Annotated in this window: 27 protein-coding genes and 1 riboswitch; of the genes, 13 read left to right on the top strand and 14 right to left on the bottom strand. The window is 68.0% G+C overall.

The window, feature by feature from the left end; genetic code table 11:
• Window positions 1-32 precede the first annotated feature (32 nt).
• A complete protein-coding gene (locus tag B9D87_RS21850) occupies window positions 33-1,535 on the top strand; it encodes an HNH endonuclease signature motif containing protein (RefSeq protein WP_007768459.1) in 1,503 nt (500 codons plus the stop codon).
• Between the two features lie 119 nt (window positions 1,536-1,654).
• A complete protein-coding gene (locus tag B9D87_RS21855) occupies window positions 1,655-3,100 on the top strand; it encodes a neutral zinc metallopeptidase (RefSeq protein ID WP_007768457.1) in 1,446 nt (481 codons plus the stop codon).
• A gap of 6 nt (window positions 3,101-3,106) precedes the next feature.
• Here B9D87_RS21855 and B9D87_RS21860 read toward each other — a convergent pair whose 3' ends face one another.
• The 5 genes from B9D87_RS21860 to thiC all read right to left on the bottom strand — a co-directional run bounded on the left by B9D87_RS21860 (window position 3,107) and on the right by thiC (window position 7,656).
• Complete coding sequence (locus tag B9D87_RS21860) at window positions 3,107-3,976, bottom strand: LLM class F420-dependent oxidoreductase (protein ID WP_040629332.1); 870 nt, start codon at window positions 3,974-3,976, stop codon at window positions 3,107-3,109.
• Window positions 3,977-3,992: 16 nt separating this feature from the next.
• Window positions 3,993-4,427 (bottom strand): MarR family winged helix-turn-helix transcriptional regulator, encoded by a 435-nt coding sequence (locus B9D87_RS21865; RefSeq protein WP_007768451.1) that lies wholly within the window; start codon window positions 4,425-4,427, stop codon window positions 3,993-3,995.
• Between the two features lie 46 nt (window positions 4,428-4,473).
• Entirely contained in the window at window positions 4,474-5,106 is a 633-nt protein-coding gene (locus B9D87_RS21870) for an alpha/beta hydrolase family protein (protein WP_007768448.1), read from the bottom strand.
• Entirely contained in the window at window positions 5,103-5,930 is an 828-nt protein-coding gene (gene thiD, locus B9D87_RS21875) for a bifunctional hydroxymethylpyrimidine kinase/phosphomethylpyrimidine kinase (protein WP_007768446.1), read from the bottom strand. The genes B9D87_RS21870 and thiD overlap by 4 nt, the downstream gene beginning before the upstream one ends.
• 70 nt (window positions 5,931-6,000) lie before the next feature.
• Entirely contained in the window at window positions 6,001-7,656 is a 1,656-nt protein-coding gene (gene thiC, locus B9D87_RS21880) for a phosphomethylpyrimidine synthase ThiC (protein WP_007768444.1), read from the bottom strand.
• A riboswitch (TPP riboswitch) is annotated at window positions 7,648-7,758 on the bottom strand. Its footprint overlaps the gene before it by 9 nt.
• Before the next feature lie 107 nt (window positions 7,759-7,865).
• On the opposite strand from thiC, the gene B9D87_RS21885 reads away from it, so the two are divergent.
• From B9D87_RS21885 to B9D87_RS21895, 3 genes are all read left to right on the top strand, one after another.
• Window positions 7,866-8,573 carry a PAS and ANTAR domain-containing protein gene (locus B9D87_RS21885; RefSeq protein ID WP_007768441.1) on the top strand — a complete coding sequence of 236 codons (708 nt, stop codon included), beginning with the start codon at window positions 7,866-7,868 and terminating at the stop codon, window positions 8,571-8,573.
• A gap of 127 nt (window positions 8,574-8,700) precedes the next feature.
• Window positions 8,701-9,060, top strand: coding sequence for an STAS domain-containing protein (locus B9D87_RS21890; protein WP_007768439.1), 360 nt, complete (start codon window positions 8,701-8,703; stop codon window positions 9,058-9,060).
• Window positions 9,060-12,917: a SpoIIE family protein phosphatase gene (locus tag B9D87_RS21895; RefSeq protein WP_007768437.1), complete on the top strand. Its 3,858-nt coding sequence runs from the start codon at window positions 9,060-9,062 to the stop codon at window positions 12,915-12,917. The genes B9D87_RS21890 and B9D87_RS21895 overlap by 1 nt, the downstream gene beginning before the upstream one ends.
• A gap of 4 nt (window positions 12,918-12,921) precedes the next feature.
• Here B9D87_RS21895 and B9D87_RS21900 read toward each other — a convergent pair whose 3' ends face one another.
• Complete coding sequence (locus B9D87_RS21900; protein WP_007768435.1) at window positions 12,922-13,197, bottom strand: hypothetical protein; 276 nt, start codon at window positions 13,195-13,197, stop codon at window positions 12,922-12,924.
• A gap of 72 nt (window positions 13,198-13,269) precedes the next feature.
• Between B9D87_RS21900 and B9D87_RS21905 the strand changes: the two genes are divergently transcribed.
• Window positions 13,270-13,536, top strand: coding sequence for an Rv1535 domain-containing protein (locus tag B9D87_RS21905; RefSeq protein WP_007768433.1), 267 nt, complete (start codon window positions 13,270-13,272; stop codon window positions 13,534-13,536).
• 17 nt (window positions 13,537-13,553) lie between these two features.
• On the opposite strand, the gene B9D87_RS21910 is transcribed toward B9D87_RS21905, so the two are convergent.
• The 4 genes from B9D87_RS21910 to B9D87_RS21925 all read right to left on the bottom strand — a co-directional run bounded on the left by B9D87_RS21910 (window position 13,554) and on the right by B9D87_RS21925 (window position 16,466).
• On the bottom strand, window positions 13,554-14,000 hold the full coding sequence (locus tag B9D87_RS21910; RefSeq protein WP_040629322.1) for a hypothetical protein: 447 nt from the start codon (window positions 13,998-14,000) through the stop codon (window positions 13,554-13,556).
• 120 nt (window positions 14,001-14,120) lie between these two features.
• A complete protein-coding gene (locus B9D87_RS21915) occupies window positions 14,121-14,927 on the bottom strand; it encodes an exodeoxyribonuclease III (RefSeq protein ID WP_174320879.1) in 807 nt (268 codons plus the stop codon).
• 37 nt (window positions 14,928-14,964) lie between these two features.
• Entirely contained in the window at window positions 14,965-15,873 is a 909-nt protein-coding gene (locus B9D87_RS21920; RefSeq protein WP_007768421.1) for an N-acetylglutamate synthase, CG3035 family, read from the bottom strand.
• Window positions 15,873-16,466: a peptide deformylase gene (locus B9D87_RS21925; protein WP_007768416.1), complete on the bottom strand. Its 594-nt coding sequence runs from the start codon at window positions 16,464-16,466 to the stop codon at window positions 15,873-15,875. The genes B9D87_RS21920 and B9D87_RS21925 overlap by 1 nt, the downstream gene beginning before the upstream one ends.
• A gap of 202 nt (window positions 16,467-16,668) precedes the next feature.
• On the opposite strand from B9D87_RS21925, the gene napA reads away from it, so the two are divergent.
• The 7 genes from napA to B9D87_RS21960 all read left to right on the top strand — a co-directional run bounded on the left by napA (window position 16,669) and on the right by B9D87_RS21960 (window position 21,850).
• Window positions 16,669-16,977 carry a nucleoid-associated protein NapA gene (gene napA, locus B9D87_RS21930; RefSeq protein WP_007768412.1) on the top strand — a complete coding sequence of 103 codons (309 nt, stop codon included), beginning with the start codon at window positions 16,669-16,671 and terminating at the stop codon, window positions 16,975-16,977.
• Window positions 16,978-16,996: 19 nt separating this feature from the next.
• Window positions 16,997-17,473, top strand: coding sequence for a LytR C-terminal domain-containing protein (locus tag B9D87_RS21935; RefSeq protein WP_007768409.1), 477 nt, complete (start codon window positions 16,997-16,999; stop codon window positions 17,471-17,473).
• A gap of 74 nt (window positions 17,474-17,547) precedes the next feature.
• Complete coding sequence (sodC, locus tag B9D87_RS21940) at window positions 17,548-18,222, top strand: superoxide dismutase[Cu-Zn] (RefSeq protein ID WP_040629321.1); 675 nt, start codon at window positions 17,548-17,550, stop codon at window positions 18,220-18,222.
• Window positions 18,203-19,342, top strand: a complete 1,140-nt coding sequence (locus B9D87_RS21945) for a glutamate--cysteine ligase (protein WP_174320878.1) — start codon at window positions 18,203-18,205, stop codon at window positions 19,340-19,342. The genes sodC and B9D87_RS21945 overlap by 20 nt, the downstream gene beginning before the upstream one ends.
• Entirely contained in the window at window positions 19,342-19,980 is a 639-nt protein-coding gene (locus tag B9D87_RS21950; protein WP_007768400.1) for an LON peptidase substrate-binding domain-containing protein, read from the top strand. Before B9D87_RS21945 ends, B9D87_RS21950 begins: the two co-directional genes overlap by 1 nt.
• Window positions 19,981-20,003: 23 nt before the next feature.
• Complete coding sequence (locus B9D87_RS21955; RefSeq protein ID WP_007768398.1) at window positions 20,004-21,026, top strand: TIGR03617 family F420-dependent LLM class oxidoreductase; 1,023 nt, start codon at window positions 20,004-20,006, stop codon at window positions 21,024-21,026.
• Entirely contained in the window at window positions 21,023-21,850 is an 828-nt protein-coding gene (locus B9D87_RS21960; RefSeq protein ID WP_007768396.1) for an enoyl-CoA hydratase/isomerase family protein, read from the top strand. The genes B9D87_RS21955 and B9D87_RS21960 overlap by 4 nt, the downstream gene beginning before the upstream one ends.
• Here the strand turns inward: B9D87_RS21960 and B9D87_RS21965 are convergent.
• Genes B9D87_RS21965 through B9D87_RS21980 form a run of 4 tightly spaced genes read right to left on the bottom strand, consistent with a single transcriptional unit; the run spans window position 21,845 to window position 26,233 of the window.
• Complete coding sequence (locus tag B9D87_RS21965; RefSeq protein ID WP_007768395.1) at window positions 21,845-22,429, bottom strand: TetR/AcrR family transcriptional regulator; 585 nt, start codon at window positions 22,427-22,429, stop codon at window positions 21,845-21,847. The two genes, B9D87_RS21960 and B9D87_RS21965, sit on opposite strands and share 6 nt — an antisense overlap.
• Window positions 22,426-23,346 carry an SDR family NAD(P)-dependent oxidoreductase gene (locus B9D87_RS21970; protein ID WP_040629561.1) on the bottom strand — a complete coding sequence of 307 codons (921 nt, stop codon included), beginning with the start codon at window positions 23,344-23,346 and terminating at the stop codon, window positions 22,426-22,428. The genes B9D87_RS21965 and B9D87_RS21970 overlap by 4 nt, the downstream gene beginning before the upstream one ends.
• Entirely contained in the window at window positions 23,343-24,800 is a 1,458-nt protein-coding gene (locus tag B9D87_RS21975; RefSeq protein ID WP_007768391.1) for an acyl-CoA reductase, read from the bottom strand. The genes B9D87_RS21970 and B9D87_RS21975 overlap by 4 nt, the downstream gene beginning before the upstream one ends.
• Entirely contained in the window at window positions 24,797-26,233 is a 1,437-nt protein-coding gene (locus B9D87_RS21980; RefSeq protein ID WP_007768389.1) for a long-chain-fatty-acid--protein ligase, read from the bottom strand. Before B9D87_RS21980 ends, B9D87_RS21975 begins: the two co-directional genes overlap by 4 nt.
• Window positions 26,234-26,287: the final 54 nt, after the last annotated feature.

A 26,287-nucleotide genomic window follows, 5' to 3' on the forward strand; every position in this document is an offset into this window, starting at 1 on the left:
TTGAGTCAGTAGAGACTGATATACTCGAACACATGTTCGAGGACGTGCGTGCTCGGTTCGACGAGGAGTTCGAGCGTTGCTATCCCTCGGCGACGCCGGTGTCGGCGGGTCTGTTGGGGCGGATCGGTGCGGCCGCGCGGGCGGAGAATCGAGCGGCTGCCGCGCAGCTGGTCGCGATCGGTGAGTTGTTTGCCTATCGGTTGTCGCGGTGTGCGGAGTGCGAGGAGTGGGCGGTCGATACCGAGGCGGCGGTGAGTGCGGAGGTGGCCGCGGCGTTGCGGATCGGGCAGGGGTTGGCCGCCAGTCGGGTGCGCTATGCCCGGGCGATGCGCGAGCGGCTGCCGAAGGTGGGTGCGGTGTTCGCGGCCGGGGATATTGATTACCGGATGTTTCAGACGATGGTGTTCCGCACCGATTTGATCACCGACAAAGACGTGTTGGGTGCGGTGGATGTCGCGCTGGCCGCCAACGTCACCCGGTGGCCGTCATTGAGCCTGGGCCGGTTGGCTGCGCAGGTGGACAAGGTGGTGGCGCATGCTGATGCCGATGCGGTGCGGCGCCGCAAGGAGCGCGTGGCCGATCGCGCGGTGTGGATTGCCGATGCGGGTGAGGGCATGTCGCATATCGAGGGCAGTCTGCTGAGCCTGGATGCGCATGCGTTGGATCAGCGGTTGGATGCGTTGGCGGCAACGGTGTGTGAGCATGATCCGCGTAGCCGTGAGCAGCGTCGCGCTGATGCGTTGGGGGCGTTGGCGGCCGGCGCGGATCGGTTGGGGTGTCGGTGCGCGCGATCGGATTGCGGGGCCGGTAAACGGTCCGCGGCGGGCCCGGTGGTGATTCATGTGATCGCCGAGCGGGCCGTGTTGGATGGTGGTGGTTCGACGCCGGCAGTTCAAATCGGTGCGGAGGGGTTGATCGCGCCGGAGCTGCTGGCCGAGCTCGCGGCCTCGGCCAGGGTGGTGCCGTTGGTGCACCCCGGTGACGCTGCTCCCGAGTCCGGTTATGTGCCCTCGCGGGCGCTGGCCGATTTCGTGCGGTGCCGGGATCTGACGTGTCGCTGGCCGGGCTGTGACCGCCCGGCCACCGACTGCGATGTGGACCATACGATCCCGTACGCCGAGGGTGGGCCCACGCATGCGTCGAATCTTAAATGCCTTTGCCGCACACATCATTTGGTGAAAACTTTCTGGGGCTGGCGAGATACCCAGCTGCCCGACGGCACGCTGATCCTGGCTTCCCCGTCGGGGCAGGTCTACGTCACCACCCCGGGCAGCGCCCTGCTGTTCCCCAGCTTGTGTCTGGCCACCGGCGCGATACCGGCGGCCGAAGCCGACCCGCCCCCGGATTACTGCGCCGACCGCACCGCCATGATGCCCAGACGCCGCCGCACCCGCGCCCAAAACCGCGCCGCTCGCATCGCCACCGAACGCATGCACAATCGCGAGGCACGGCAACCGAAACGTCGCGGCCGCGAGGCCGCCTACTTCGGTCCCGCACCGCCGGCCGAAGGTGACGGTGATCCACCGCCCTTCTAATACCGTGCCGCAAGGAGCATGTTTGCTGGATCCCCCCATTCCCGCTGCCGGGTATGGTCGACGCCTCTAGGATGAGTCTCCTTGATGCTGCCCTATAGCCGGTCGGGATGAGGTTGGTCATGAATAGCGCTGCGCTCAGGTCGGCGATCGTCTGGGCAGCGGCAGCACTCCTGGTCGCCGGCTGCACGACGTTCGTCGACGGGCGCGCGCTGTCGATGCTCAACGACCCCTTTCTGGTCGGGGGACTGCCCGCGACCAACGGACCCAGCGGAATCCGTTCGAACGCGCCCCCTCCCACCGGCAAGGTGCTCAACACCGACAACGGGCCGATCGACAACCTGGCGCTGTTGTCGGTCAACGACATCGAGGACTACTGGCAGTCGGTGTACGACCAATCGCTGCAGGGCAAGTTCGTTCCGATCAGCAAGATGGTGTCCTACAACTCCAGCGATCCGCGCAGCCCGATCGTGTGCCACAACGAGACCTACAAGCTCGTCAACGCCTTCTACACCGGCAAGTGCAACCTGATCGCCTGGGACCGCGGGGTATTCATGCCCATCGCGCAGAAGTACTTCGGTGACATGTCCGTCACCGGTGTGCTGGCACACGAATTCGGTCACGCGCTGCAGCAGATGGCGAAGCTGGTGACCCGACGCGACGCCACCATCGTCCGCGAGCAGCAGGCCGACTGCTTCGCCGGCGTCTATCTGTACTGGGTCGCCGACGGCAAGTCGCCGCGCTTCACGCTGAGCACCGCCGACGGGCTCGACCACGTGCTGGCGGGGATCATCACCACCCGTGACCCGGTGATGGACAGCGAGACCGAGAACGACGACGCCCACGGGTCGGCCCTGGACCGCATCAGCGCCTTCCAGATGGGTTTCCTCAACGGCGCCTCGGCCTGTGCGGCGATCAACCGCCACGAAATCGAGCAGCGCCGCGGTGATCTGCCAAACGCGTTGCGGGTGGACAACTCCGGGGCGCCCGAGACCGGTGAGGTGCCGATCAACCAGGACACCCTGTCGAATCTGATGGAGCTGCTGGGAAAGATCTTCGCCCCGGCCAACCCGCCGGCTCTGTCCTACCAGCCCGCGGATTGCCCCGACGCCAAGGCCACCCCACCGGCGTCCTACTGCCCGGCCACCAACACCATCGTGATCGACTTGCCCGGGCTCGCCGCCATGGGCACGGTCGCCGACGAAAAGCAGCAGACCCTGCCGCAAGGCGACGACACCGCGCTGTCCGTCGTGATGTCGAGATACGCGCTGGCGGTGCAGCACGACCGCGGCCTGCCGATGCAGAGCCCGTGGACCGCGTTGCGGACGGCATGTCTGACCGGTGTGGTGCATCGCAAGATGGCCGAGCCGATCGACCTACCCTCGCACAACCAATTGCTCTTGACCGCAGGTGATCTCGACGAGGCGGTGGCCGGCCTGCTCACCAACCGCCTAGTGGCCAGTGACGCGGACGGCACCAGCGTGCCGGCCGGTTTCACCCGGATCGCGGCGTTCCGCGGCGGCGTGACCGGCAACGCGGACGCCTGCTACTCCCGCTATCCCGGATAACGAGGATCAACCTATTTCGGCGAGCCGGGGAATCACCTCGTCGCCCAGGCGGCGGATGAAGCCGACCGGATCGGGATTACCGGGGAACGGACCGGCATTGACCAGCTCGATGCCGAGATCGGCGTAGCCCTCGACGGTCCGGAAATACCCGTCGAGGTCCTCGAACGGATCGACGAAATAGCCGACCGTCTTGCGGATCTCGCCAGGGTCGCGTCCGACCGCGTCGCAATGACGGTTGAGGACCTCGATCTTGTGCTTGATCGCGTCGACTTCGGTCACCGTGGAATTCCACACGTCGGCGTATTGCGCGACCAGACGTAGCGTCTTCTTCTCGCCGTCCCCGCCGATCAGCACCGGGGGGCGCCGAATCGGTTGTGGCGCACAGATTGTCTCGGCGAGCTGATAATGCTTGCCTTCGTACGGGCCGTCGTTATCGCTCCACATCTGCCGACAGATCTGCAGCGTCTCCTCGAGCATCTCGAAGCGCCGGCTCACCGGCGGATACGGGAAGCCCAGGGCGGCGTGTTCCCGGTCGTACCAGGCCGCGCCGAGCCCCAACATCGACCGGCCCTGCGACAAGACGTCCAGCGTCGTGACCGCCTTGGCCAGCAGTCCCGGATACCGGTAGGTGACGCCGGTGACCAACAGGCTCAGGTCGATTGTTGCCGTCTGCGCGGCCAAGAAGCCCAATGACGTGTACCCCTCGAGGAACGGATCTTCCGCCCGTCCCATGGCTTCCATCTGGAAGAAGTGGTCGGCCAGGGTGAACAGGGTGGCGCCGCCCTGCTCGGCGGCCTTGGCCGCATCGGCCAGCGTCGGGCCCAGCCTCGCCGGGTCTCCGGGCAGAAAGTCGATGAAGTGCACTCCTACTTCCATTGTGGCACCTGTCCTTTCATTGTTCGGTCAAGCGCTCGAGCAGTGAGAGCGCGTCGACGATGACCCGCCGCTCGGACTCGGTGTAGCGCTCCTGGATGGTGCGGGCCAGCCACTCCTCACGGGCGCGCCGGTCGCTTTCGGCGCGCCTCTTACCCGCCGCGGTCAACGAGACCACTTGGCGCCGGCCATCATTCGGATCCGGTGCGCGCTCGACGAGCCCGCGTTGGCCCAGCGCGGCCAGGATGGTGGCCATCGACTGGGGGCGGACCTGCTCGGCGCCGGCCAGAGCGCTGGCCGACGACGGCCCGTCCTTCCATAACCGGGTGAGCACCGCCGTCTGCGACGGAGTCAGACCGTCGACCGCGATGTCCTTCAGTCGGCGCCGTAGCCTGCTGAAGACCACCCGGATATCGCGTGCCGCCGTCACGGCGGAGTCGCTGATGCCATCCACGACACCAGCCTAAATTAGACAGGCAGAACTGTCCAGTTTTAACTGTCTAATTGCGGCCGAGCAGCTGCAGTGCCGCGTCGACGGCCAACGCCGGCACGTTCAACGTCTTGGACCGCAGATCGTGGCGGGCACTGGCGATCTCGACGACCGCGGTCGTCCCGGCGATCAATGCGGCGGCGGCGCGCAGTTCGTCGGGCGTGCCGAACGGATCCGAGGTGCCGTGCGTGAACACCGTCGGCACTGTGATGTCGGGCAGATGCTCGGTGCGGGCGCGTTCGGGTTTGCCCGGGGGGTGCACCGGATAGGAGAACAGTGTCAGCACGTCCACCGCGGCCTCCCCGGCCGCGACCACCATGGACGTCTGCCGCCCGCCGTAGGAATGTCCACCGGCGATCAGCGGGCCGTCGGCAAGGCCGCGGCACAACGTGATGGCCTCGACGATGCCGGCCCGGTCGGTAGCGGCGGACCCGGAGGGCGGGCCGCTGGGCCGGCGGCGGCGGTAGGGCAGGTTGTAGCGCACCGCGAGCCAGCCGCGCTGCGCCCATTCATCGCAAACCTGTTGCAGCAGAACGGAATCCCGGTTGCCGCCGGCGCCATGTGTCAGTACCACCACGCCCTTGGGGCTACCCGAGGGTTCGTGCGCAATACCCGCGATCTGATCGAGGAGGCGGGCGTTCATGACAGCCGAAACAGCGGGGAGACGGGGCCGTGGCCGTGGCCCAACGGGTAAGCGGCGCGCAGACATTCGGTCACCCACCGCTTGCCGAACGCGACGGCATCGGGCACCGAGAAATCGTGCGCCAGCGCGCACGCCACGGCGCTGGCGAGCGTGTCGCCGCCACCGTGGTCGTTGCCGGTGGCGACGCGCTCCGCGTCGAACTCGTGGAAATCGGCGCCGTCGTAGAGCAGGTCGCAACTGCGATCCGACGACCGCAGGTGGCCGCCCTTGACCAGAACCCACCGCGGCCCCAGCGCATGCAGCGCCTTGGCGGCCGCCCGCTGCGACGCCGGATCCACCACGTCGATGTCGACCAGCAGCCGCACCTCGTCCAGGTTCGGTGTCACCAGCGTTGCCAACGGAAACAGTTGATCGCGAAGCGAATCCAGGGCGGCGGGCGCCATCAGCGCATCACCATGCATGGACGCGGCCACCGGATCGACGACGAGCGGAACCGTCAACCCGAGCCGGCGCCAGGTGCCGGCCACGGTGTCGATGATGCGCGGCGATGCCAGCATCCCGGTCTTCGCGGCCTGGATGCCGATGTCGCCGGCCACGGCTTCGATCTGGCCGGCGACGACATCATCGGGCACCTCGTGAAAGCTCTGCACGCCCAACGTGTTCTGCACGGTCACCGCCGTCACCGACACACACGCATGCACTCCCAGCAACGCCATCGTGCGCATGTCGGCTTCGATACCTGCGCCGCCCCCGGAGTCCGACCCCGCAATGGACAGCACTCGCCGCGGCGTCGTACCCGGCGCGGGTAGCGGCAGGAATGTCACTGGGCGAGATGGCGGCGACCCGCTGCGCCCGGCTGCGCCGCGCTTGCGATCACCGCGGCCGCGCTTGCGATCACTGCTGGGCCAGCGGGAGATACACCCGGTTGCCGTGCTCGGCGAACTCGCGCGACTTTTCGGCCATGCCCTCGGTCATCGCCGCCTCGATCGCTTCCTCGCTGTCCAGGCCGTGTTTGGCGGCGTAGTCGCGGACGTCCTGGGTGATGCGCATCGAGCAGAACTTCGGTCCGCACATCGAGCAGAAGTGCGCGGTCTTGGCGGGTTCGGCCGGCAGCGTCTCGTCGTGGTAGGACCGTGCGGTGTCGGGGTCGAGCGACAGCGCGAATTGGTCATTCCACCGGAACTCGAACCGCGCCTGGCTCAATGCGTTGTCGCGCTCCTGCGCGTGCGGGTGGCCCTTGGCGAGATCTCCTGCGTGCGCGGCGATCTTGTAGGCGATCACCCCGTCCTTGACGTCCTTACGATCCGGCAGTCCCAGGTGCTCCTTGGGCGTCACGTAGCACAGCATCGCGGTGCCGGCCTGGGCGATGATGGCCGCGCCGATGGCCGAAGTGATGTGGTCGTAGGCCGGTGCGATGTCGGTGGCCAGCGGGCCCAGCGTGTAGAACGGGGCCTCCTCGCACCACTCCTCTTCCAGCCGCACGTTCTCCACGATCTTGTGCATCGGGACGTGGCCGGGGCCCTCGATCATCACTTGCACGCCATGGGATTTCGCGATCTTGGTCAGCTCGCCCAGGGTGCGCAGCTCGGCGAACTGCGCGGCGTCGTTGGCGTCCGCGATCGAGCCCGGCCGCAGCCCGTCGCCGAGGGAGAAGGTGACGTCGTAGCGGGCGAAGATCTCGCAGAGTTCCTCAAAGTTGGTGTACAGGAACGATTCCCGGTGGTGCGCCAGGCACCAGGCCGCCATGATCGAACCGCCGCGGGACACGATGCCGGTGACCCGCTTGGCGGTGAGCGGCACGTAGCGCAGCAGTACGCCGGCGTGCACGGTCATGTAGTCCACACCCTGCTCGCACTGCTCGATCACGGTGTCGCGGTAAAGCTCCCAGGTCAGCTCGGTCGGGTCGCCCTTGGTCTTTTCCAGCGCCTGGTAGATGGGCACGGTGCCGACCGGCACCGGGGAGTTGCGCAGGATCCACTCGCGCGTCTCGTGGATGTTCTTGCCGGTGGACAGGTCCATGATGGTGTCGGCGCCCCACCGGGTGGCCCACACCATCTTGTCGACCTCCTCGGCGATCGAGGACGTCACCGCCGAGTTGCCGATGTTTGCGTTCACCTTGGTTGCAAACGCCTTGCCGATGATCATCGGCTCGATCTCGGGGTGGTTGTGGTTGGCCGGGATCACCGCACGGCCCCGCGCGACCTCGTCGCGCACCAGCTCGGCCGGCATGCCCTCACGGGCGGCGATGTAGGCCATCTCGGCGGTGATCTCGCCGGCGCGGGCCCGCTGCAACTGGGTGCCGCGATCGCGGACCACGCCCGGCCGGGCCGGCAGGCCGGCGGTCAGGTCGATCGTCGCGTCCGGATCGGTGTAAGGCCCCGAGGTGTCGTACAGGTCGAAGTCGTCGCCGGTGGACAGGTGCACGCGCCGCAGCGGCACGCGCAGGGTCACGCCGTCCGGACCCTCGATTTCGCGATAGGCCTTGCTGCTGCCCGCGATCGGGCCGGTGGTCACCGACGCGTCGACGGTTCCGGGAAGGACATCAGTCATTTTTCATCTCCCTACGCCGGCATTACCCGGTCAGGTTCCTACGGTCGACGGCCCCGAGCCGTCCTCTCAGCGCACTCGGCGTGCGCTCCCGCGTCATATGGATGGGTCCGCACGCGACGTTACCCCCACCCCGGACCGAGTGACATGGCTGACGGGCTTTTCCGCCGGGGCGGTAGCCGAGGGCATTCCCGGAGTGGAAAAATGCAAACGTGCAACAGCGCAGGCGAACAGGGGAATCGTCATCCGAGGGGGGCGGCGCGCGATTTTCCGAGCCCACCGAGCCGGCCCCCGGGTATCTGAACATCGGAGCGTTCCGCTTCTTCTTCGTCGGGCAGCGCTGGGAATGGTCCGACGAGGTCGCCAGGATGCACGGTTACGAACCGGGGGAGGTCGCGCCGACGACCGAACTGCTGATGTCGCACAAGCATCCCGACGATCGAGCGCATGTGCAGGAGCTGCTCGACCACGCCCTGCAGTCCGAGGAGTCGTTCTCGAGCCGGCACCGGTTCATCGACACCGCGGGCGCCGTGCACGACGCGATCGTCGTCGCCGACCGCATGCTGGACGAGTCGGGCGCCGTGCTGGGCACCGAGGGTTACTACATCGACCTCACCAACACGTTCGACGAGACCCGCAAGGCGGTGCTCGATACCGAACTGCCGGACCTGTTCGAGAGCCGCGCGGCCATCGAACAGGCCAAGGGCGTGCTGATGTCCGTGTACCGAGTCAGCGCCGAGCAGGCGTTTCGCGTGCTGCAGTGGCGGTCGCAGGAGACCAACGTGAAACTGCGTGCACTGGCCAAGCAACTGCTCACCGAGGTCGCCACCCTGCCGCCTCCGACGGCCGCCCTGCAGAGTCAGTTCGACCATTTGCTGCTGACCGTGCACGAGAGGATTCCGCCCGAGCACATCGGGTAACCAGCGAATCGGTAAACGAGCAGTTCGGCCAGGGGTTAGTCTCTGGTATCTGCGATGCGCGCCCGCGCATCCCCGCCGCGTCGTCGGGCTTAGCGGCTGCAGATACCCGTTGACTGCGGCGAAAGGCGTGAGGTTGTTGGCCGTCGAACACGAGGCTCACGACGACGTCGTGATCGTGAGCGTCAAAGGCGATGTCGACTCGAGTAATGTCGGTGAGCTCGCCGCTCACCTGGCCACCGCGCTCGAGCTTGCCTCGGCGCAGCCCATCCGACCGGTGGTGATCGACTTGCAGGCTGTTGATTTCTTCGGAAGCGCAGCGTTGAACGCCGTGCTCGACTGCCACGAGGACGCAAAAGCCGGCGGGACGTCGATTCGACTGGTCGCCGACCACGACCAGGTGCTGCGGCCGATCCAGGTCACGGAGTTGGACCGGGTCTTCGACATCTACCCGACGTTCGCCGCGGCATTGCAACGAAGACGACAGTGATGGACTCACTGCCGGCTGACTTGGCCGCTGCTGTTTCGTTGGGCGGCGAGATGGGCCGGCGGTTCGCCGAATACGACTGGGACGCTCACCCGCTGGGATCGCCGGATCAATGGCCACCCGAATTCCGTGCGGCGGTGGCGACGGCGCTGACGTCGCGGTTCCCGATCGTGCTGTGGCTGGGGGCGCAGGATCTTTTTCTTGTCTACAACGACGCCTACATATCCGCTCTGGCTGACAAGCATCCGGCCGCGCTGGGCCGGCGTGGCCGCGAAGTGTGGTGGGACATTTGGGACTCGATCGGTCCGATGCTCGCCGGGGTCGTCGCGACGGGTGAGGCGACCTGGTCCCGCGACCTGTTGCTGTCGATGGTGATGGAAGGCCGGCGGCAGGACCGATATTTCACCTTCACCTATGGCCCGATGATCGCCGCCGGCGGCGATGTCTCCGGCATATTCTGCGCGGTTACCGAGACGACTGAGCGGGTGATGGGCGAACGGCGGCTGCATGTGCTCAACGCCGTCGCGTCCGCGGTCATGAAAACCCAGACCATCGGTGACGCGGTGAGCGCGACCGTCGAGATCTGTGCGGCACAGCCGGCGGACCTCCCATTGATCGCCATCTATGTCGCCGATGCGGAGGGTGACACCACTCTGCGGGGTGCTACCGCCGCCGCGCTGGCGGTCCTGCCGAATTCGCTCGCTCAGTTGACCGACTCGGACCCGCCGTCGCGGTCTCGGGGCGACGTACAAGAAATCGGCGATATCGCGGCACGGGTCCCCGGCATCAAGGTGGCTTTGGGCGACGACTGCCCGGACCGCGTGCTGGTGCTACCGGTGGGTGAGGGCGCGACCGCTGGCGCCTTGGTCGTCGGCACGAATCCGCGCTGTCCCCTGGACACGCAGTACCTCGGTTTCTGCAAGCTGTTGGCCGATCAGCTGTCGTCGAAGTTCGCCTCGATCGTCTCCTACGAGCTGCAGCGGCACCGCGCCGATGCGCTGGCCGAGCTGGACCGGGCGAAGACCGCCTTCTTGACCAACGTCAGCCACGAGTTCCGCACCCCGCTCACGCTGCTGCTCGGCCCGCTGGACGACGCGTTGTCGGAAGCCGCGCCGGAAAGCGTTCTCGCGCAGCGCCTCACCACCGCGGGACGCAACGCGCGGCGGCTGCAGCGCCTGGTGGACTCGCTGCTCGACTTCTCCCGCATCGAGGCCGGCCGGGCCAACGCGAAGCTGGTGTGCACGGACGTCGGCGCCCTGACCGAGCAGATCGCGTCGTCCTTCGCCGAGCTGTGCCACCGGGCGGGGCTCGAGCTCGAACTGGACTGCGCGCCGGCGCTCGCCGACGTCGACCCGGGCATGTGGGAGACGATCGTCCTCAACCTGCTGTCCAACGCGGTCAAATACACGCTGCAGGGCACGATCTCGGTGCGGGTCCGAACCGACTCCACGGACTGCGAGCTCGCCATAAGCGACACCGGAGTCGGTATCGGCGCCGAGGATCTGAACCGGCTGTTCGAGCGCTTCTACCGGGCCGACAACGCTCGTGGCCGCAGCGTCGAAGGCACCGGGATCGGGTTGTCCTTGGTCCGCGGTCTGGTCGAACTGCACCGCGGCGCGGTGGCGATCGACAGCGAGTTGGACCGTGGGACGACCGTGACCATCCGGGTGCCGCGTTCGGTCTCGGGTGCGGTCGTCGACCCGTCGCCCATCGGGCCGGACGAGACCAATCCGTATGTCGCCGAGGCCAGTCAGTGGGTGACGACGGTCGCCGACCGCGTAGCGGCCGCACCCGGGGCAACCCGCCAGCTGGTGCTTATCGCCGACGACAACGCCGACATGCGGACGCACCTGGACCGGGTGCTGTCGGCGCGGTGGGAGACGGTTCTGGTCGGCGACGGAGAGTCGGCACTGGCCGCAACGCGGAACCTGCGTCCGGACGCGATCGTCACCGACGTGATGATGCCGGGGCTCGACGGGTTCGGATTCGTCGCCGCCGTCCGCGCCGATCCGGAATTGGCGGCGACGCCGATCCTGATGCTGTCCGCCCGGGCCGGCGCGGAGGCCGTCAACGAGGGCTACGCCGGCGGGGCCGACGACTACCTGCCCAAGCCGTTCCGGTCCCAGGAGCTGATCGACCGGGTGGCGTCGAGGTTGTCCGCGGTCGGCCGCGAGCGGGACCGGCAGCGCCGCGAGGCGCAGTCCAGCCTGGCCTCGGACCTGGTGCAGCTCGACTCGGCGTTGCAGGCCACCAGCTCGGTCGGCGGGATCATGGACGCCCTGCTGGGCTCGTCGTTCGGCTCCGGCGATGCCGGTGCCATGGCGATCGGGGTGGTCGACAGCGAGCAGTTCCTGCGGTTCGAATACGCAGGCGACCTGCCCGCGGAGTTCCGCGACCGCTACCACGTCGTCGCGCTCGATGCCCCGTTGATCGGAGCCGACGTCGCGCGCACCGGTGAGTCGATGATCGTCACCGACACGTTCGAGCTGCCCCCGCGCTACGAGCACGCCGTGCACGACAGCGCGGCCAGCATCCGCGCCTGCGTCTCCCATCCGCTGCGGGACGGCGCCGGCCGCATCCTGGGCGTGCTGGCGTTGTTGTGGCCGGCGCCGCGCCAATTCGACGCCGCCGAACTCGACGCCTTCGCCCGGATGGCCGAGCTGACGTCGGCGGCCCTGGACCGGGTGCGGCTGATGGCCCGCGAACACGAGATCGCCGTCGATTTCCAAGAGCACCTGCTCGACCTGGACCGCGGCTCCACCGCCGCGGTCGTGTCGGCCGTGTACCAGCCCGCGGGGGAGGCGATGCGGGTGGGCGGCGACTGGTATTCGGTCACCCCGCTGGACCACCCCGGACGCATCGCGATATCGGTCGGCGACGTGGTCGGCCACGGACTGGCCGCCGCGATCGTGATGAGCAGGCTGCGCGCCGCGGTCGCCGCCTCCGCGCTCACCGCGGGCGAGCCGGATGCGGTGCTGGGCGCGCTGGACCGGTACGCCGCCAGCGTCGACGGCGCGCGCTGCGCGACCGTGGCGTACGCGCAGATCGACACCGAGGCGCGCGACGGTGCCGCCACCGTCAGCTACAGCTGCGCCGGGCACCCCTACCCGCTGCTGGTGCTGCCCGAAGGGCGGGCGGTGTACCTGGAGTCCGGCCGGCGCACCCCGGTGTCGGTGACCGGGAACGGCGCCAACGGCGTGACGGGGGGTGACACCGCGACGGCCGAGCTGCCGGCGGGCGGTCTGATCCTGCTCTACACCGACGGACTCATCGAACGGCCCGGCGAAACGCTCGACGACGGATTCGCCCGGCTGCAGGCGGCCGCGGTGCAGTGCGCCGGGCTGCCGGTGGAACAGATCTGCGCGGAGTTGCTGTCCCGGATGGCGCCGCCATCCGGCTACCGCGACGACGTCGTGGTGCTCGCGCTCCGGCCAAGCCACCTGGCCGCGGGCAGCTTCGCCACCGTGCTGCCGGCCGCACCCACTGAGATACCCGTCGCGCGCGAGCAGCTGCGGGACTGGCTGAACACCATCGTCGTGGAGCCGCGTCGAGAGACGGACATCCTGTTGGCGACCGGTGAGGCCGTCACCAACGCGATCGAACACGGCAGTCGCGACCAGCGACGCCAGACGGTGTCCATCGAGGCCTTCCTGCATCGGGGCACCGTCGCGGTCACGGTCAGCGACACCGGTCGGTGGATCGGTGATTCGTCGGCGAGCCTGCGCAGCCGCCGCCGCGGCCGTGGGCTCACGCTGATGAGCGGATTGGCCGACGACGTCGAAACGCTGCGCACCCCGGCCGGCACCCGGGTCACCCTGCGCTTCGAGCGCGCCGTGGCGGGGACTCCGGCGGCGAACTGACCGGCTAGGCCTCCTCCATCGCCTCGCCGAGCTCCTCGAGCAGCTTGTTGTGGTGGTTGCTGGCCAGGAAGTGTCCGGCGGCGATGACCAGGGCCACCGGCCAGTCGATGAGTTCGAGGGCCGCCAGGGCCGCCAGCCCGCCGAAGTACGCCAGCTGCTCTGGCCTGGGGATTTCCACCTGACCGACCGCCGGCAGGTTCACCACGAATGTTTCGCCCTCGCGGACCTTCTGCACCGCCTCGCGCTGGGTCGTGCCGCGCCGCGACTTCTTTTCCACCATCATTTGCCTTTCGGTAACGAAGGGTTTCCCGTCTCGCTGGGTCGCGCGTCCACCGTCGGACTTATGTCGACGATGACCGACACCGGGGGCGATCCGCTAGTTTCATCGTTTGCTTCGGTGCTGAGGGTGCCGCTACTCGAACTCTATGCGCTGTTGTGGCGCGTGGGGGTTGTCGAGATCCGGCACAACGATCGGGCTCCTCGTCGCGGCGTAGACGTGCGGCCCCGGGTGGTTCGGGGCCCGATCTGCCCGGATCCGTCCGCCCACGCCGAAGATCGGGTGGCGCGCTGGCGGTCACCGCAACTGCCGTCGGCGGTGTACAGCCAAGCCACCGGCTGAATCAGCCGCCGGTTCGCCTAATTGGTGCTGCGCAGCCCCGTGGAGCCCGCGCGGCGCCCGGCCGTTTTCTTGGCCGTGGATTTGCTGGGGGATTTCGCGGGCGTCGACTTCTGCGGTGCCGGCTCCGCGGGTACCGCCTTGAGGCTCGCCTTGACCGCGCGGGGCTCGGCCTCCTGCTTACGGCTCAGCCGCTGCAGCAGCAGGGCGCTGCCGCCGACCGCCAGCAGCAGCGGCCACTCCACCAACCCGGCGACGCCCAGCGCGCCGAAGGCCAGCGCGGCCGCGGGCGCCGAGTGGCTGCCGCTGTTCATCCCGCGCTTGACGCCCTCCGCGGCGCCGGTGACGCCGCCGATGACTCCGTTGACCGCCGCGCCACCCACGGCACCGGCGGCCGCGGTCGTCGCGGTCGCCGCGCGGTTCACCGCCTGACTCACGCCTCGGACTGCTCCGCCGATGACACTCATGATGACTCCCTGCTCTTGCTACTGACTTTTAAAGCCTGCCACCAAGCCATCGCGCAGACAACGAGAAGCCGCGCCGAATTTGCCGGAGCTTAATCTGACGCCCGGCCGCGCTGCCGGTGGTTAGTCACGCCTCACATCGATGAGCACCGGCGCGTGATCGCTGGCGGCCTTGCCCTTGCGTTCTTCGCGGGCGATCTGCGCGTCGGTCACGCGGCCCGCCAAGGCCGGTGAACCCAGGATGAAATCGATGCGCATTCCCTGTCGCTTCGGGAACCGCAGCTGGGTGTAGTCCCAATACGTGTAGACCCCGGGACCCGGCGCGAAAGGGCGCACCACGTCGGCGAATTGCGCCTCGACGATGGCCTGGAACGCGCGCCGCTCGGGTTCGGAGACATGCGTGGCGCCGGTGAAGAACTCCATACTCCAGACGTCGTCGTCGTGCGGGGCGATGTTCCAGTCGCCGGCCAGTGCGATCGCGGCGCCGGGATCCTCGCGTAGCCAACCCTCGGCCGAATCACGCAGTGCCGCAAGCCATTCAAGCTTATACGTGTAGTGCGGGTCACTCAGGGCGCGCCCGTTGGGAACGTAGAGGCTCCACATCCGGACGCCGCCGCACGTGGCGGCCAGGGCGCGGGCCTCCGCGGTGGCGGCGACTTCGGGCTTGCTGCTCCAGGTGGGCTGGCCGTCGAAGCCGATCTGCACGTCGTCGAGGCCGACGCGCGACGCGATCGCCACGCCGTTCCACTGATTGAAACCGACGTGGGCCACCTCGTAGCCGAGTTCGAAGAACGGCAGGGTGGGGAACTGGCTGTCGGAGCACTTGGTCTCCTGCATCGCCAGCACGTCGACCTCCGCGCGGGCCAGCCAGTCGATGACGCGGGGCAGCCGGGAGCGAATGGAGTTGACGTTCCAGGTGGCCAACCGCAGCGGGTTGCCGGCATCAGTCGTCCCGTCGGGCATGGGACTAGACGCTATCCCAGCCGCCCGCGCGCACCGGGACGTAGCGCCGGCGGTGGTGCAGGCGGAATCCCGGCGCCACGGCAAGCGTCGTCGTACCGGTTTCGGGCACCCGCAGGTAGCCGCGCGTCGCCCCACGCCCGGCGCCCCACGCGAGCAACGCCTCGCGCAACTCCGCCGCCGGCTCGTCGGCGTCGTCCGCGGACCGCACGCACGAGATGCCCACCCAGCGCGCGCCATCGGGTGCGCGGGTCACCGCGGCACGCGCGACCGCCGCGTCGCCGTGCCTTGCGAACGCGAGCTCGCCGTCGAGGACGGCGGTGAGCACGTCGAGCGGAACGTCGTCGCCGAATACCCGCAGCCATGCGTCGTCGGGGCGCGCCGACAGGGCGGGGGGCGGGCCGGCCGCGCGGGCGGGTGCGTCGGAAAGTTCGCGCACCACAACCCGTTCCGTGCGTTCGCCGGTCAGCCCGGGCGGAGTCGGCAGCACCCGATCGGGCAGGGCCAGTCGTGGCGTCAGCCCGCGGCGTTCATACCAGTCGACGATCGCCGGGACGCTGCTCACCTGGGCCGAAAGATCCAGCGGGACCGCGGAATTGGCGGCGAGCCCGACGCCGTGACCGGCCCGCAGCAGCCAGCCGTCCAGCCAGCAGTGCTCCGCACCCGGCCAGGCCGCGGCGGCGGCATGCTCGAGCGCGCGGATCTGCGAGGTGCGGACGGGGGTGTCGGTGAGCACCCGCAGCGCCACCGCGTCCGACGGCGCGAACTCGACGATCGCGCCGGTCTTCGTCTGCACCCGCACCATCGGTTCGACCGCCAGCAGGTGGCCCACCGCGTCGGTCAACGGCGGGACCGAACCGGCCGGGCGGCGGTAGCGAACCGTCACCCGGGTTCCCGGGTCGGGCCACGAAACCATCAGTGACCGAAGGGGTCCGGTCCCTCGCCGGGCATCCAGGACAGGCCGGGGACGCCCCAGTTGTGGGATTTGACGGCGCGTTTCGCGCTGCGAGCGTGCCGGCCGATGAGGCGATCCAGGTAGAGGAAGCCGTCCAGGTGCCCGGTCTCGTGCTGCAGCATCCGCGCGAACAGGTCGTTGCCTTCGATGGTGACCGGCTGGCCGTCGGCGTCGAGCCCGGTGACGCGGGCCCACTTGGCGCGGCCGGTCGGGAAGGACTCGCCGGGCACCGACAGGCAGCCCTCGTCGTCGTTGTCCGGGTCCGGCATGGTCTCGGGTATCTCGGAGGTTTCCAGGACCGGGTTGACGACGACGCCACGGCGGCGTTCGGTGCGGCCCCGGTCATCGGCGCAGTCGTAGACGAAGACCCGCAGGCCGACCCCGATCTGGTTGGCCGCCAGCCCCACCCCGTGCGCGGCGTCCATGGTGTCGTACATGTTCGCGATCAACTCGGCCAGATCCGATGGCAGTGAACCGTCGGCAGCGACCGGCACCGGCTGTGTCGGCGTGTGCAGGACGGGATCTCCCACGATGCGGATCGGAACGACGGCCATGGTCGGCTAAGCTACCGCACGCCCGCGGGCCGCTCAGCCTGCGATCGCAGTCTGGGCAATCTTGGCCAATCCGCCGACTCGCGGGTCTGGATGACGGCTTGAGGGTTTGGCGCGTGTTTCAATATTCGCCGAAAGACGCCCTTAGCTAAGTCAAGTCATTCGAGCAGTTCGGAATTCGCCGGAAGGGTCCAGGGGAAGCGATATGGACAGCGCCATGGCGCGGGCAAATCGATCGGGGGACGACTCTGAGATCGCAGATGGGCTGACCCGCCGCGAGCACGACATCCTGGCGTTCGAGCGCCAGTGGTGGAAGTTCGCGGGTGTGAAGGAAGACGCCATCAAGGAGTTGTTCTCGATGTCGGCGACGCGTTACTACCAAGTGCTCAACGCGCTTGTCGACCGGCCCGAGGCGCTGGCCGCCGACCCGATGCTGGTGAAACGGCTGCGCCGGCTGCGCGCCAGCAGGCAGAAGGCGCGTGCGGCGCGGCGCCTCGGCTTCGAGGTGACCTGACTCGTTACAGTAGGGCTCGATGAAAGAACGAGTTCCCGACTCCACCGGGCTGCCCCTGCGGGCCATGGTGATGGTGCTGCTGTTCCTCGGCGTCATTTTCCTGCTGCTTGGTTGGCAGGCCCTGGGTTCGTCCGGGAGCTCTGACGACGATTCGGCGTCCGCGGGGTCCAGCGCGAGTGCCACCAGCTCGGCGTCGCCGTCGCCCACCGCCAAGCCGGCCAGCACCCAGGCCGAGGTGCAGATCTACAACATCTCCTCGAAAGAGGGTGTCGCCGCGCGCGCCAAGGACCAGCTGACGTCGGCGGGCTTCAAGGTCACCAAGGTCGACAACATGACGGTGCCCGACGTCTCGGCCACCACCGTCTACTACACCGATGCCGGCGACGAGCACGCCACCGCCAATGCGGTCGGCAAGAACCTGGGCGCGCCCGTCGAACCGCGGATCCCCGCACTCAGCGGCGAGCCGCCGGGTGTCATCGTCCTCGTCGCGGGCTAGGCCGGCGGGTTTGACGGCCCGCCTCCTCCGCGAGCCGTTCCGGCTCGCATCGTCGCCGGGCTAGGCTGCTGGCTATGCCTAAGCTGCCTCCGTTGGTACTGGCCGGATGCGTCGTGCTGTTGGGCGCCTGCTCGGTACCCCAGCACGCCTCGTCGGTTCCGGGCACCACCCCAGCGATCTGGACCGGATCACCGTCGCCGTCGGCCGCGAAAGCCGCAGAGCCCGGGCCCGCCTCGGTGCCGACCATCACCACGCACCTGAAGGCGCCGGACGGCACCCAGGTGGCCACCGCGAAGTTCGAATTCAACAACGGCTACGCCACCATCACCATCGAGACCACCGCCAACGGCGTACTGACGCCGGGCTTCCACGATATGCACATCCACAAGGTCGGCAAGTGCGAGCCGAACTCGGTCCCCCCGACCGGCGGCGCGGCCGGCGACTTCCTGTCCGCCGGCGACCACTTCCAGGCGCCCGGGCACACCGGCGAGCCCGCCAGCGGGGCCCTGCCGTCCTTGCAGGTGCGCAACGACGGCTCCGGCACGTTGATGACCACCACCGACGCGTTCGACATGGAGGATCTGCTCACCGGGCAGAAGACCGCGATCATCATTCACGCCGGCGCGGCCAACTCCGCCAACGCCCCGGGCAACAACCAGACCAACGGCACGCCGGGCCCCAGCGGCATGACGATGAGTACCGGTGACGCCGGCAAGCGGGTGGCGTGCGGTGTCATCGGTGCCGGCTAGCGGGGTCAACACCCACATCGACTTCGCCCGCTCGGCACGGCCGACCCTCGGGGTCGAGTGGGAATTCGCCCTCGTCGACGCGCACACCCGCGACCTGAGCAACGAGGCCACCGCGGTGATCGCCGAGATCGGCGAAAACCCGCGCGTGCACAAGGAATTGCTGCGCAACACCGTCGAGGTGGTCACCGGCATCTGCAGCTCCGCGGGGGAAGCCATGGAGGATCTGCGGCAGACCCTGGGCCCGGCGCGCCGCGTCGTGCGCGAGCGGGGCATGGAGCTGTTCTGCGCGGGCGCGCACCCCTTCGCGCAGTGGACTTCTCAGAAGCTGACCGACGCCCCGCGCTACGCCGAGCTGATCAAGCGCACCCAGTGGTGGGGACGGCAGATGCTGATCTGGGGTGTGCACGTGCACGTCGGTATCTCCTCGCCGAACAAGGTGATGCCGATCATGACGTCGCTGCTGAACTACTACCCGCATCTGCTCGCACTGTCGGCGTCGTCACCGTGGTGGACCGGTGTGGACACCGGCTACGCCAGCAACCGGGCGATGATGTTTCAGCAGCTACCCACCGCGGGGCTGCCGTTCCAATTCCAGACGTGGGCCGAATTCGAACGCTTCGTCTACGACCAGAAGAAGACCGGCATCATCGACCACGTCGACGAAGTCCGTTGGGACATCAGGCCTTCCCCGCACCTGGGCACGATCGAGATGCGGATCTGCGACGGCGTGTCCAACCTGCGCGAGCTGGGCGCGCTGGTCGCGCTGACGCACTGCCTGGTGGTCGATCTGGATCGCAGGCTGGAAGCCGACGAGTCGCTGCCGAGCATGCCGCCCTGGCACAACCAGGAGAACAAGTGGCGCGCCGCCCGCTACGGCCTGGACGCGGTGATCATCCTGGACGCCGACAGCAACGAGCGATTGGTCACCGAGGATCTCGACGACGTGCTGAACCGGCTGGAGCCGGTGGCCCGGAAGTTGAACTGCGTCGACGAGCTGGCCGCGGTGGCCGACATCCCCCGGCAGGGCGCCTCCTATCAACGGCAGCGCCGGGTGGCCGAGGAACACGACGGCGACCTGCGCGCGGTCGTCGACGCATTGGTGGCCGAACTGGAAATCTGATGACGGAACCCTTTGAGCTGGCGATGTTTCCGCTGGAGTCGGCGCTGCTGCCCGGCCAGGACCTGCCGTTGCGGATCTTCGAGCCGCGCTATGGCGCGCTGGTGCGGCACTGCACGGACACCGGCGACCCGTTCGGGGTGGTGCTGATTTCGCGCGGGCGCGAGGTCGGTGGCGGCGACGCCCGCTGCGACGTCGGTGTCTTGTCCCGGATCACCGAATGCGTCGACCAAGGCGCCGGGCGCTACGCGCTGAATTGCCGCACGGGCGAACGTATTCGGGTGTCGGAGTGGCTGCCCGACGACCCGTACCCCCGGGCGACGGTCACGCCGTGGCCCGACGAGCCCGGCGCCGCGGTGACCGACGATCAGCTGCTCGACGTCGAAGACCGCGCCATGGCGCTGTTCGAGCGGATCGCGCAGGCGCGCGACATCAAGCTCCCCGGCCGCGACGTGATCCTGGGCGACGACCGGGGCGGTCCGCCGGGAGAGCGCCTGTTCGCGTTGGCGTCTCGCATCCCGATCGGCACGGCCGACCGGTATTCGGTGCTGTCGGCACCGACGGCCGCCGACCGCCTCGTGGCGCTGCGCGAGGCCGTGGACGCGGTCGCCGAGGTGGTGGAGTTTCAGCTGTCCGAATGACCGGGCGCGGGAAGGGCGGGTGCATGAAGGTACATCTTCAGGTCAGCGGTTCACCGGCGGAGGCGGAAGCCAGCGCCGCCGACATCGCCGCGACCGGCGCGGACGGGTTGTTCACCTTCGAGGGCCAGCACGACGTCTTCTTCCCGCTGCTGATCGCCGCCGGAACGACCGGGCTGGACCTGATGACCAACGTGGCGATCGCCCCGCCGCGCAGCCCGCTACACCTGGCGCACTCCGCCTACGATCTGCAGCTCTACAGCGCCGGCCGGTTCCGGCTCGGACTCGGTTCGCAGATCAAGGTGCACATCGAGAAGCGTTATGGCAGCAGCTGGGACAGGCCCGCGCCGCGGATGGCCGAAGCCATCCGCGCGATCAAGGCGATCTTCGCCGCGTGGGAAGGCAAGGCCCGCTTGGACTTCCGCGGCGAGTTCTACACACATACCATCATGGCCCCCAACTTCAATCCCGGTCCCAACCCGTTCGGACCGCCGCCGGTGCTGCTCGGTGCGCTGGGCCCGGTGATGACGCGCACCGCCGCCGAGGTCGCCGACGGCCTGCTGGTGATGCCGTTCAACAGTGCCCGCCACTTCGCCGAGCGCACCGTGCCCGCCATCGATGCGGGGCTGCGCCGCTCGGGGCGGACGTTCAGCGAGTTTCAGATCATCGCCCAGGCGATGGTCGCCGTGGGCCGCGACGAGGCCGACCTGGCGACCGCGATTGACGGGGTGGCCTCCCTCATCGCGTTTTACGGCTCCACGCCGGCGTATCTGCCCGTGCTCCAGGTCGAGGGTTGGGACGACGTCCAGCCCGAACTCAACGCGCTGTCCAAGCAGGGCCGCTTCGCCGAGATGCGCCGGCTGATCACCGAGGAGATGGTGTCCCGGATCGGGATCGTGGGCACCCCCGAGCAGTGTGCCGAGCACATCGCCGCCCGGTTCGGCGAGCACGTCGACGAGGTGTGCTGTTACTTCCCCGGCTACACCCCCCGCCCCGCGGACGTCGCCGACATGATCGGCGCCCTGCACCGGGTGCCCGCGCTGCCATGAGCCCCGACCTGGCCGTCGACATCGACTCGGGCGTCGCGGTGCTCACACTCAACCGGCCCGACCGTCTCAACGCCTACACCGCCGAGATGGGTGAGCTGCTGGGCCGCGCGTACCGGGATTGCGACGAGGACGACGACGTCCGGGCCATCGTGCTGACCGGCGCCGGGCGCGCCTTTTGCGCCGGGGCCGACTTCGCCGGCGACACGAGCCCCTTCGACGCACCCGCGAACGGCGGCCCCACCGGCACGTTCTCGGCCTCGCCGATCACCCCGGCGGCGTTCGAGTTGCGCAAACCGGTGATCGCCGCGGTCAACGGCCACGCGATCGGTATCGGGCTGACCATCGCGCTGCAGGCCGACATCCGCATCGTCGCCGAGAACGCGAAATACGGTGTGGTGCAGGTGCGCCGGGGTGTGATCCCCGACTGCATGTCGCACTGGACGCTGACCCAGTTGACCACCCTGGGGGTGGCCGCCGACATCCTGCTCACCGGGCGCACGTTCGGCGGTGCCGAGGCCGCCGCGCTCGGTGTCGCCAACCGCGCGCTGCCCGCCGAGCAGGTACTCGATCACGCGCTGACGCTGGCCCGCGACATCGCGCTCAACGTGGCGCCGATGTCGGCGGCGCTGTGCAAGCGCCTGCTGTGGGACACCGCGATCAAGCACTACACGCCGCAGCAGGTCGCCGCGCTGGAAACCCAGCTGCACCAACGGGTGATGGGCGGCGCCGATGCCGCCGAGGGCGTCGCCGCGTTCCTCGACCGCCGTGCCCCGCGCTTCACCGCGGAGCTGTCCCGCGAATGGACCCCGCTTCCCGAGCTATGAACCGGCGTCCGCGGTGAGCAACTCGGCCAGCGCGGTACCGAGGTTGTGCAGGTTGGTGTCCAGCGAATAGGTCCGGTCCAGAGTCCAGTTGAGAATGCCACCGGACAGGGCGCCAACCATGATGTCCGCCAAGGTTTGTGCGTCGTGGCGCGCGCTCACCTCGCCGCGCGCCACCCCCTCCTTGACCAGCTCGACAAACGTGTCGTGCAGGCTGGATCCGCGCTGGATGCCGTAGCCACTGGTGGCAAGCATTTCTCCGATCATCTCGCGGTAGGTGTCGCCCGATCCGGCCAGCGTCCCGGCGATGTCGTCGAACACCCCCACGAGCCGCGCCGGGATCGCCTCGTCGGCGCGGTCGAACACCACGTCGTGCAGGTTGACCAGCCGTTGCTCGGCCAAGGCCCGGACCATGTCCTGCCGGGTGGCGAAATGATTGAAAAACGTTCGGTTTGCCACGTCGGCGCGTTCGCAGATCTCCTCGATGGTGGTGGCCCCGACCCCGCGGTCCAAAAACAGATCGAAGGCGGCCTTGAGAATCCGCTCCCGCACCTCACGTTTGCGTCGCTCGAGCCTGGTCATGCTGTGCCACAGAGCTTCTCGGAGAGATCCCAGAGTTCGGCGGCTCGCCGCTCGTCGCGCGCGTACGGTGCCGCCGCGTGGACCACGCAGTCTTGCAGGTAGAGGCCGCCGCGGCCCGCGAGGTCGGGGCTGACGGCGGCCCACACCTGAGTGGCCGCACCGTGTTCGGGCGCGACGAAATCCAGGAACCCGTCGGAGGGTTCCGGGCTGTTCTCGGCGGCAAGCTTGCGCAGCCGCGAGAAGTCGTCGCGGGACATGTACCGCGCGAGCGAGGTGGCCACCGTGCCGGGATGCACGGCATAGCAGCGGATCCCGAAGTCGCTCAGGCGCCGGTCGGCCTCCACCGCGTGCAGGATGTTCGCGGTCTTGGCGGCACCGTAGGCGACGAACTTGTCGTACTCACGGCGCTCCCAGTTGGGATCGTCGAAATCGACGTCGCCCATCACATGGCCGCCCGAGGACAGATTCACCACCCGGGCACCGCCGGCGGCGGTGAGCTGGGGGACAAGCAGCCGGGTGAGTTCGAAGTGCCCGAAATGGTTTGTCCCGATTTGTAGTTCGAAGCCATCGCTGGTGCGGCCGAACGGGGTGAACATGACGCCGGCGTTGTTCATCAATATGTGCACCACCGTCGTGAGCTCACCGATCGCGCTTGCCGCCGCGCGAACGCTGGACAGCGCGGTGAGGTCAAGCTGGACCGTCGAGGTCTGGGCACCGGGTATCTCGGCCGCGATCCACTGGACCGCCTCTGAGAGCGCCTCTCGATTGCGGGCGGCCAGGATGACGCGCGCCCCCGCGGCAGCGAACGCCCGGGCGGACTCGCGGCCCAGCCCCGAGGACGCGCCGGTGACGACACATGTCTTGCCGGACAAGTCGATCCCGTCGACGACCTGAAGTGCGGTTGGACGGTCGGTCATGCCCGTGCGGCCTGCCATAGCGGGACTACGACGTCCGGATCGCACTCCTCGTCGACGATCCATTTACACATCCGCCGGATGGGCTCGATGGCGTCCTGCGGCATGGCGAGTGCCACGCTGCAGGCGTACCCCAGGCTGGTCAGTCGTTGCGCGCCGAACAACGGCAGGGTGTCGCGCAGCAGTCGCTTGAGCGATTCGGGATAGATGCCGATGGTCTGCGTGTAGGCATTCACGGCCGCGGTCACCTTGTCGATGCTATCCACCGGGACGATGTTGGCGACGCGCCCCGACAGCATCGGCGAATAGTCGACCGGTTCGTCGATTTGAGAAACGACGATGGCACCCTCGCGGTGCTCGCCGCCGACCACGCGATAGAAATCCTCGGCCATTCGCGAAGCCTCGACATGGTCGAGCAGTTCGCGGTTGGGGTACCGCGGCGCGGTGCTGACGACCGCGGGCAAGCTGACCAGTGCGCGGTAAATCAGTTCGCCGAGCCGGTTGGCGTTGGCCAGGCCCGCGGCGTCGGTTCCGGTGAGTACGTAGATGACCCGGGCGTTGGCGCAGCCCTCCTGGTTGGCCACACCGATGTCGACCGCCGCGCGGCGGGCCACCTCGCGCAGCGTCTCGTCATCCGCGAATGCCTCGGCACCGATGATGGTCATACTGCGTTTGGGGTCCAGCGCGATCAGCTCCAGGCCGGGCTGAATATAGCGGGTCACATGTCTGACGGATGCCAGTCCGCCCCAGGCCACGATCTTTTCGATGTGATGAGGCTGGTAGAGCGTTTGCTCGACGGCCAGATCGCCGCCCTTCCAATAGCCGACGGCCAGATGCCTGGTGATCGGGTGATCCGGTGCGATGTCTGCCAGGGTGCGGGCAATGGCGATCGCGGTGAGGGGATCGTTGGACGGCGCCTTGATGATGACGTCGGAACGGGTGATCACAGAACGCAGGATGGTCACCGCCGAGACCAGGCCGCCGTTGCCCGCTGGGATGTGCAGCACGCGCGACCCGAACGCCCGCACCCGCAATTCACGGCCGTCGCTCAACTTCTGCGGCACCCAACCGTTCAAATAATCGAGCCCGACTTGTGTCTCGGCGATTTCGGTGACATTGGCGCGGGAAAACAGCGGCGGCAGAACGCGATAGCTGTTCTCGAGCATCGCCGCCGGCAACACGTTGGCAACGAGCGAGGCCTCGTAGGCCTCCTGCAGGTGGGTGTTCGTTTCGAAGTCCAGCGCGTCGCCGAGTGCGGCGAGGACATCGAGGATCTCGGCGAAGCTGAGCTCGTAGAGGTCGGTCAGCTGGCCCGGGCTTTTCAGCGGTAGGCGTTCGACATATTTGCTCATGTCCGGCGCCTGGAATTGCGAGGCGCCGATCCGGGTCTCGAACGACACGAGATCGTCGGCGATGACCTGGCCGCGCAGGAACAGCGGGACGGTGTACGCGATCACAGCTCCACGCCCTTCATGAAGTTCACCGCTTCGTCGTGCACCTCCTGCGTTGCGGCGCAGGTGATCCGGTCGTCCTCGACGCCCCGCTTCTCGCTGTAGCGGATGATGTCGTTTTCGAACGCGACGCTGGCCTGCCCGCACGGACACTGCAGATCCCAGTTGATCGTTACCTCGTCGCCGGAGATGACACCACCCCAGTGGGCACGCAGCAGGATGTCGTAGACGGCGGCGCGGCCGGTCTGCACACCGGTTCTGGGCAACGGCTCGCTGGTATCGGGATCGAGCACGAACGGGATGACCCACGGCGCGACGTGATAGCGGCCCTCGCTGCAGCCCCAGTGGAAGGTGCTCGACTCGGAGAAGCCATAGCCGACCTGGATGCGCTCGACGCCGAGGAACGCCTTGATGACGTCCATGAAATCATCGGGCAGCGCAACGCCTTTCATGCCGCCCCCGGTGAGAATCGCCGAGTCGGGCGAGAAGACGTTACGCACGCCGCGGTCCAGTCCCGCCTTGGCGATGTCGTACATCAGGTGGTAGGTGCCCAGCATGAACACGCGCTTCCCGCGCAACTGGTCGGTGATACGGGTGAAGAACGCATCCATGTCCTCGGCCTGGCGTGCCTGCATCGCGATGAATTCGTCCTTGCGGGCGGCCAGCGCCGGGTCGATCTCGAGCCGATCGAGTTCGCCACGCGATGCCGCCGCCCGCATTTTGGAGGCCAGGAACATGAGATCGGTGTCCACCGCAAACGGATACAGCGCGTGAAATCTGGTCTCGTCCCCGCCGGTGAAGCCCCGCTTGATCATGTCGGCGATGCGCAGATGACCGAGCTTGCCGCTGGCGAAATTGGGCCACACCACATCGACCGACGGGTTGAGCTCCGCCTCCGTCGGTTCGTGGCCAAAAGTCTGGAATAGGCAGATCTTCCACAGCGTCATGCCCTCTTGGGCGCCGCGCTTGTCCTTGGGCAGGATCGAGATGGTGCCCGTGGTGCCGCTGGAGGTGATGACCTCCAACGGCGTCTGTGTGTCGAGACGGTCGATCCAGTCGTCGATCCCCGTGCAGCCGGTGGTGTCCACGCCCGATAAGTCATAACTGGTGAGCTTGTCCAGCCACCCGGTCATCAGGTCGAAGCGCTTCTTGTCGATCAGCGCTGCCGGATAGGACTTGAAGGAGGTATGCGAGAACAACAGCGGCACAACGTCGTTGAATCTCTCGAGCGCGCCGATGCCCAGCCGGTCGGCCAGCTTGCGCAGGATCTCGATGCTTTGGTAGTGCTCGGCAAAGCGGATGCGCATGGCCTGGCGCTGCAGCTCTTCCAGTTCGAGGCGACCGATGCTGTGCATCCGCGTATAGGACTGGCCGAAGAAGCTGATCGGGTCGTTCATGAACTCGTGCACCCGCAACGCTGCGTTTGCCGTGGCCGTCATCAGGGATTCCTCGATTCGTTGCCGCCCCTGATGGCACCATAGTCACTTTATGCA

The organism is Mycobacterium colombiense CECT 3035 (assembly GCF_002105755.1).
Classification (GTDB): Bacteria; Actinomycetota; Actinomycetes; order Mycobacteriales; family Mycobacteriaceae; genus Mycobacterium; species Mycobacterium colombiense.

Excerpts from the sequence above, each read along its gene's own strand:
- B9D87_RS21955 (WP_007768398.1), top strand. The coding sequence starts at position 20,004 with ATGAAGGTACATCTTCAGGTCAGCGGTTCACCGGCGGAGGCGGAAGCC.
- B9D87_RS21960 (WP_007768396.1), top strand. The coding sequence starts at position 21,023 with ATGAGCCCCGACCTGGCCGTCGACATCGACTCGGGCGTCGCGGTGCTC.
- napA (WP_007768412.1), top strand. The coding sequence starts at position 16,669 with ATGGACAGCGCCATGGCGCGGGCAAATCGATCGGGGGACGACTCTGAG.
- sodC (WP_040629321.1), top strand. The coding sequence starts at position 17,548 with ATGCCTAAGCTGCCTCCGTTGGTACTGGCCGGATGCGTCGTGCTGTTG.
- B9D87_RS21980 (WP_007768389.1), bottom strand. The coding sequence starts at position 26,233 with ATGACGGCCACGGCAAACGCAGCGTTGCGGGTGCACGAGTTCATGAAC.
- B9D87_RS21965 (WP_007768395.1), bottom strand. The coding sequence starts at position 22,429 with ATGACCAGGCTCGAGCGACGCAAACGTGAGGTGCGGGAGCGGATTCTC.
- B9D87_RS21970 (WP_040629561.1), bottom strand. The coding sequence starts at position 23,346 with ATGACCGACCGTCCAACCGCACTTCAGGTCGTCGACGGGATCGACTTG.
- B9D87_RS21925 (WP_007768416.1), bottom strand. The coding sequence starts at position 16,466 with ATGGCCGTCGTTCCGATCCGCATCGTGGGAGATCCCGTCCTGCACACG.
- B9D87_RS21900 (WP_007768435.1), bottom strand. The coding sequence starts at position 13,197 with ATGGTGGAAAAGAAGTCGCGGCGCGGCACGACCCAGCGCGAGGCGGTG.
- B9D87_RS21860 (WP_040629332.1), bottom strand. The coding sequence starts at position 3,976 with ATGGAAGTAGGAGTGCACTTCATCGACTTTCTGCCCGGAGACCCGGCG.
- B9D87_RS21950 (WP_007768400.1), top strand. The coding sequence starts at position 19,342 with ATGACGGAACCCTTTGAGCTGGCGATGTTTCCGCTGGAGTCGGCGCTG.
- B9D87_RS21870 (WP_007768448.1), bottom strand. The coding sequence starts at position 5,106 with ATGAACGCCCGCCTCCTCGATCAGATCGCGGGTATTGCGCACGAACCC.
- B9D87_RS21850 (WP_007768459.1), top strand. The coding sequence starts at position 33 with ATGTTCGAGGACGTGCGTGCTCGGTTCGACGAGGAGTTCGAGCGTTGC.
- B9D87_RS21935 (WP_007768409.1), top strand. The coding sequence starts at position 16,997 with ATGAAAGAACGAGTTCCCGACTCCACCGGGCTGCCCCTGCGGGCCATG.
- B9D87_RS21905 (WP_007768433.1), top strand. The coding sequence starts at position 13,270 with ATGACCGACACCGGGGGCGATCCGCTAGTTTCATCGTTTGCTTCGGTG.
- B9D87_RS21855 (WP_007768457.1), top strand. The coding sequence starts at position 1,655 with ATGAATAGCGCTGCGCTCAGGTCGGCGATCGTCTGGGCAGCGGCAGCA.
- thiC (WP_007768444.1), bottom strand. The coding sequence starts at position 7,656 with ATGACTGATGTCCTTCCCGGAACCGTCGACGCGTCGGTGACCACCGGC.
- B9D87_RS21910 (WP_040629322.1), bottom strand. The coding sequence starts at position 14,000 with ATGAGTGTCATCGGCGGAGCAGTCCGAGGCGTGAGTCAGGCGGTGAAC.
- B9D87_RS21920 (WP_007768421.1), bottom strand. The coding sequence starts at position 15,873 with ATGGTTTCGTGGCCCGACCCGGGAACCCGGGTGACGGTTCGCTACCGC.
- B9D87_RS21895 (WP_007768437.1), top strand. The coding sequence starts at position 9,060 with ATGGACTCACTGCCGGCTGACTTGGCCGCTGCTGTTTCGTTGGGCGGC.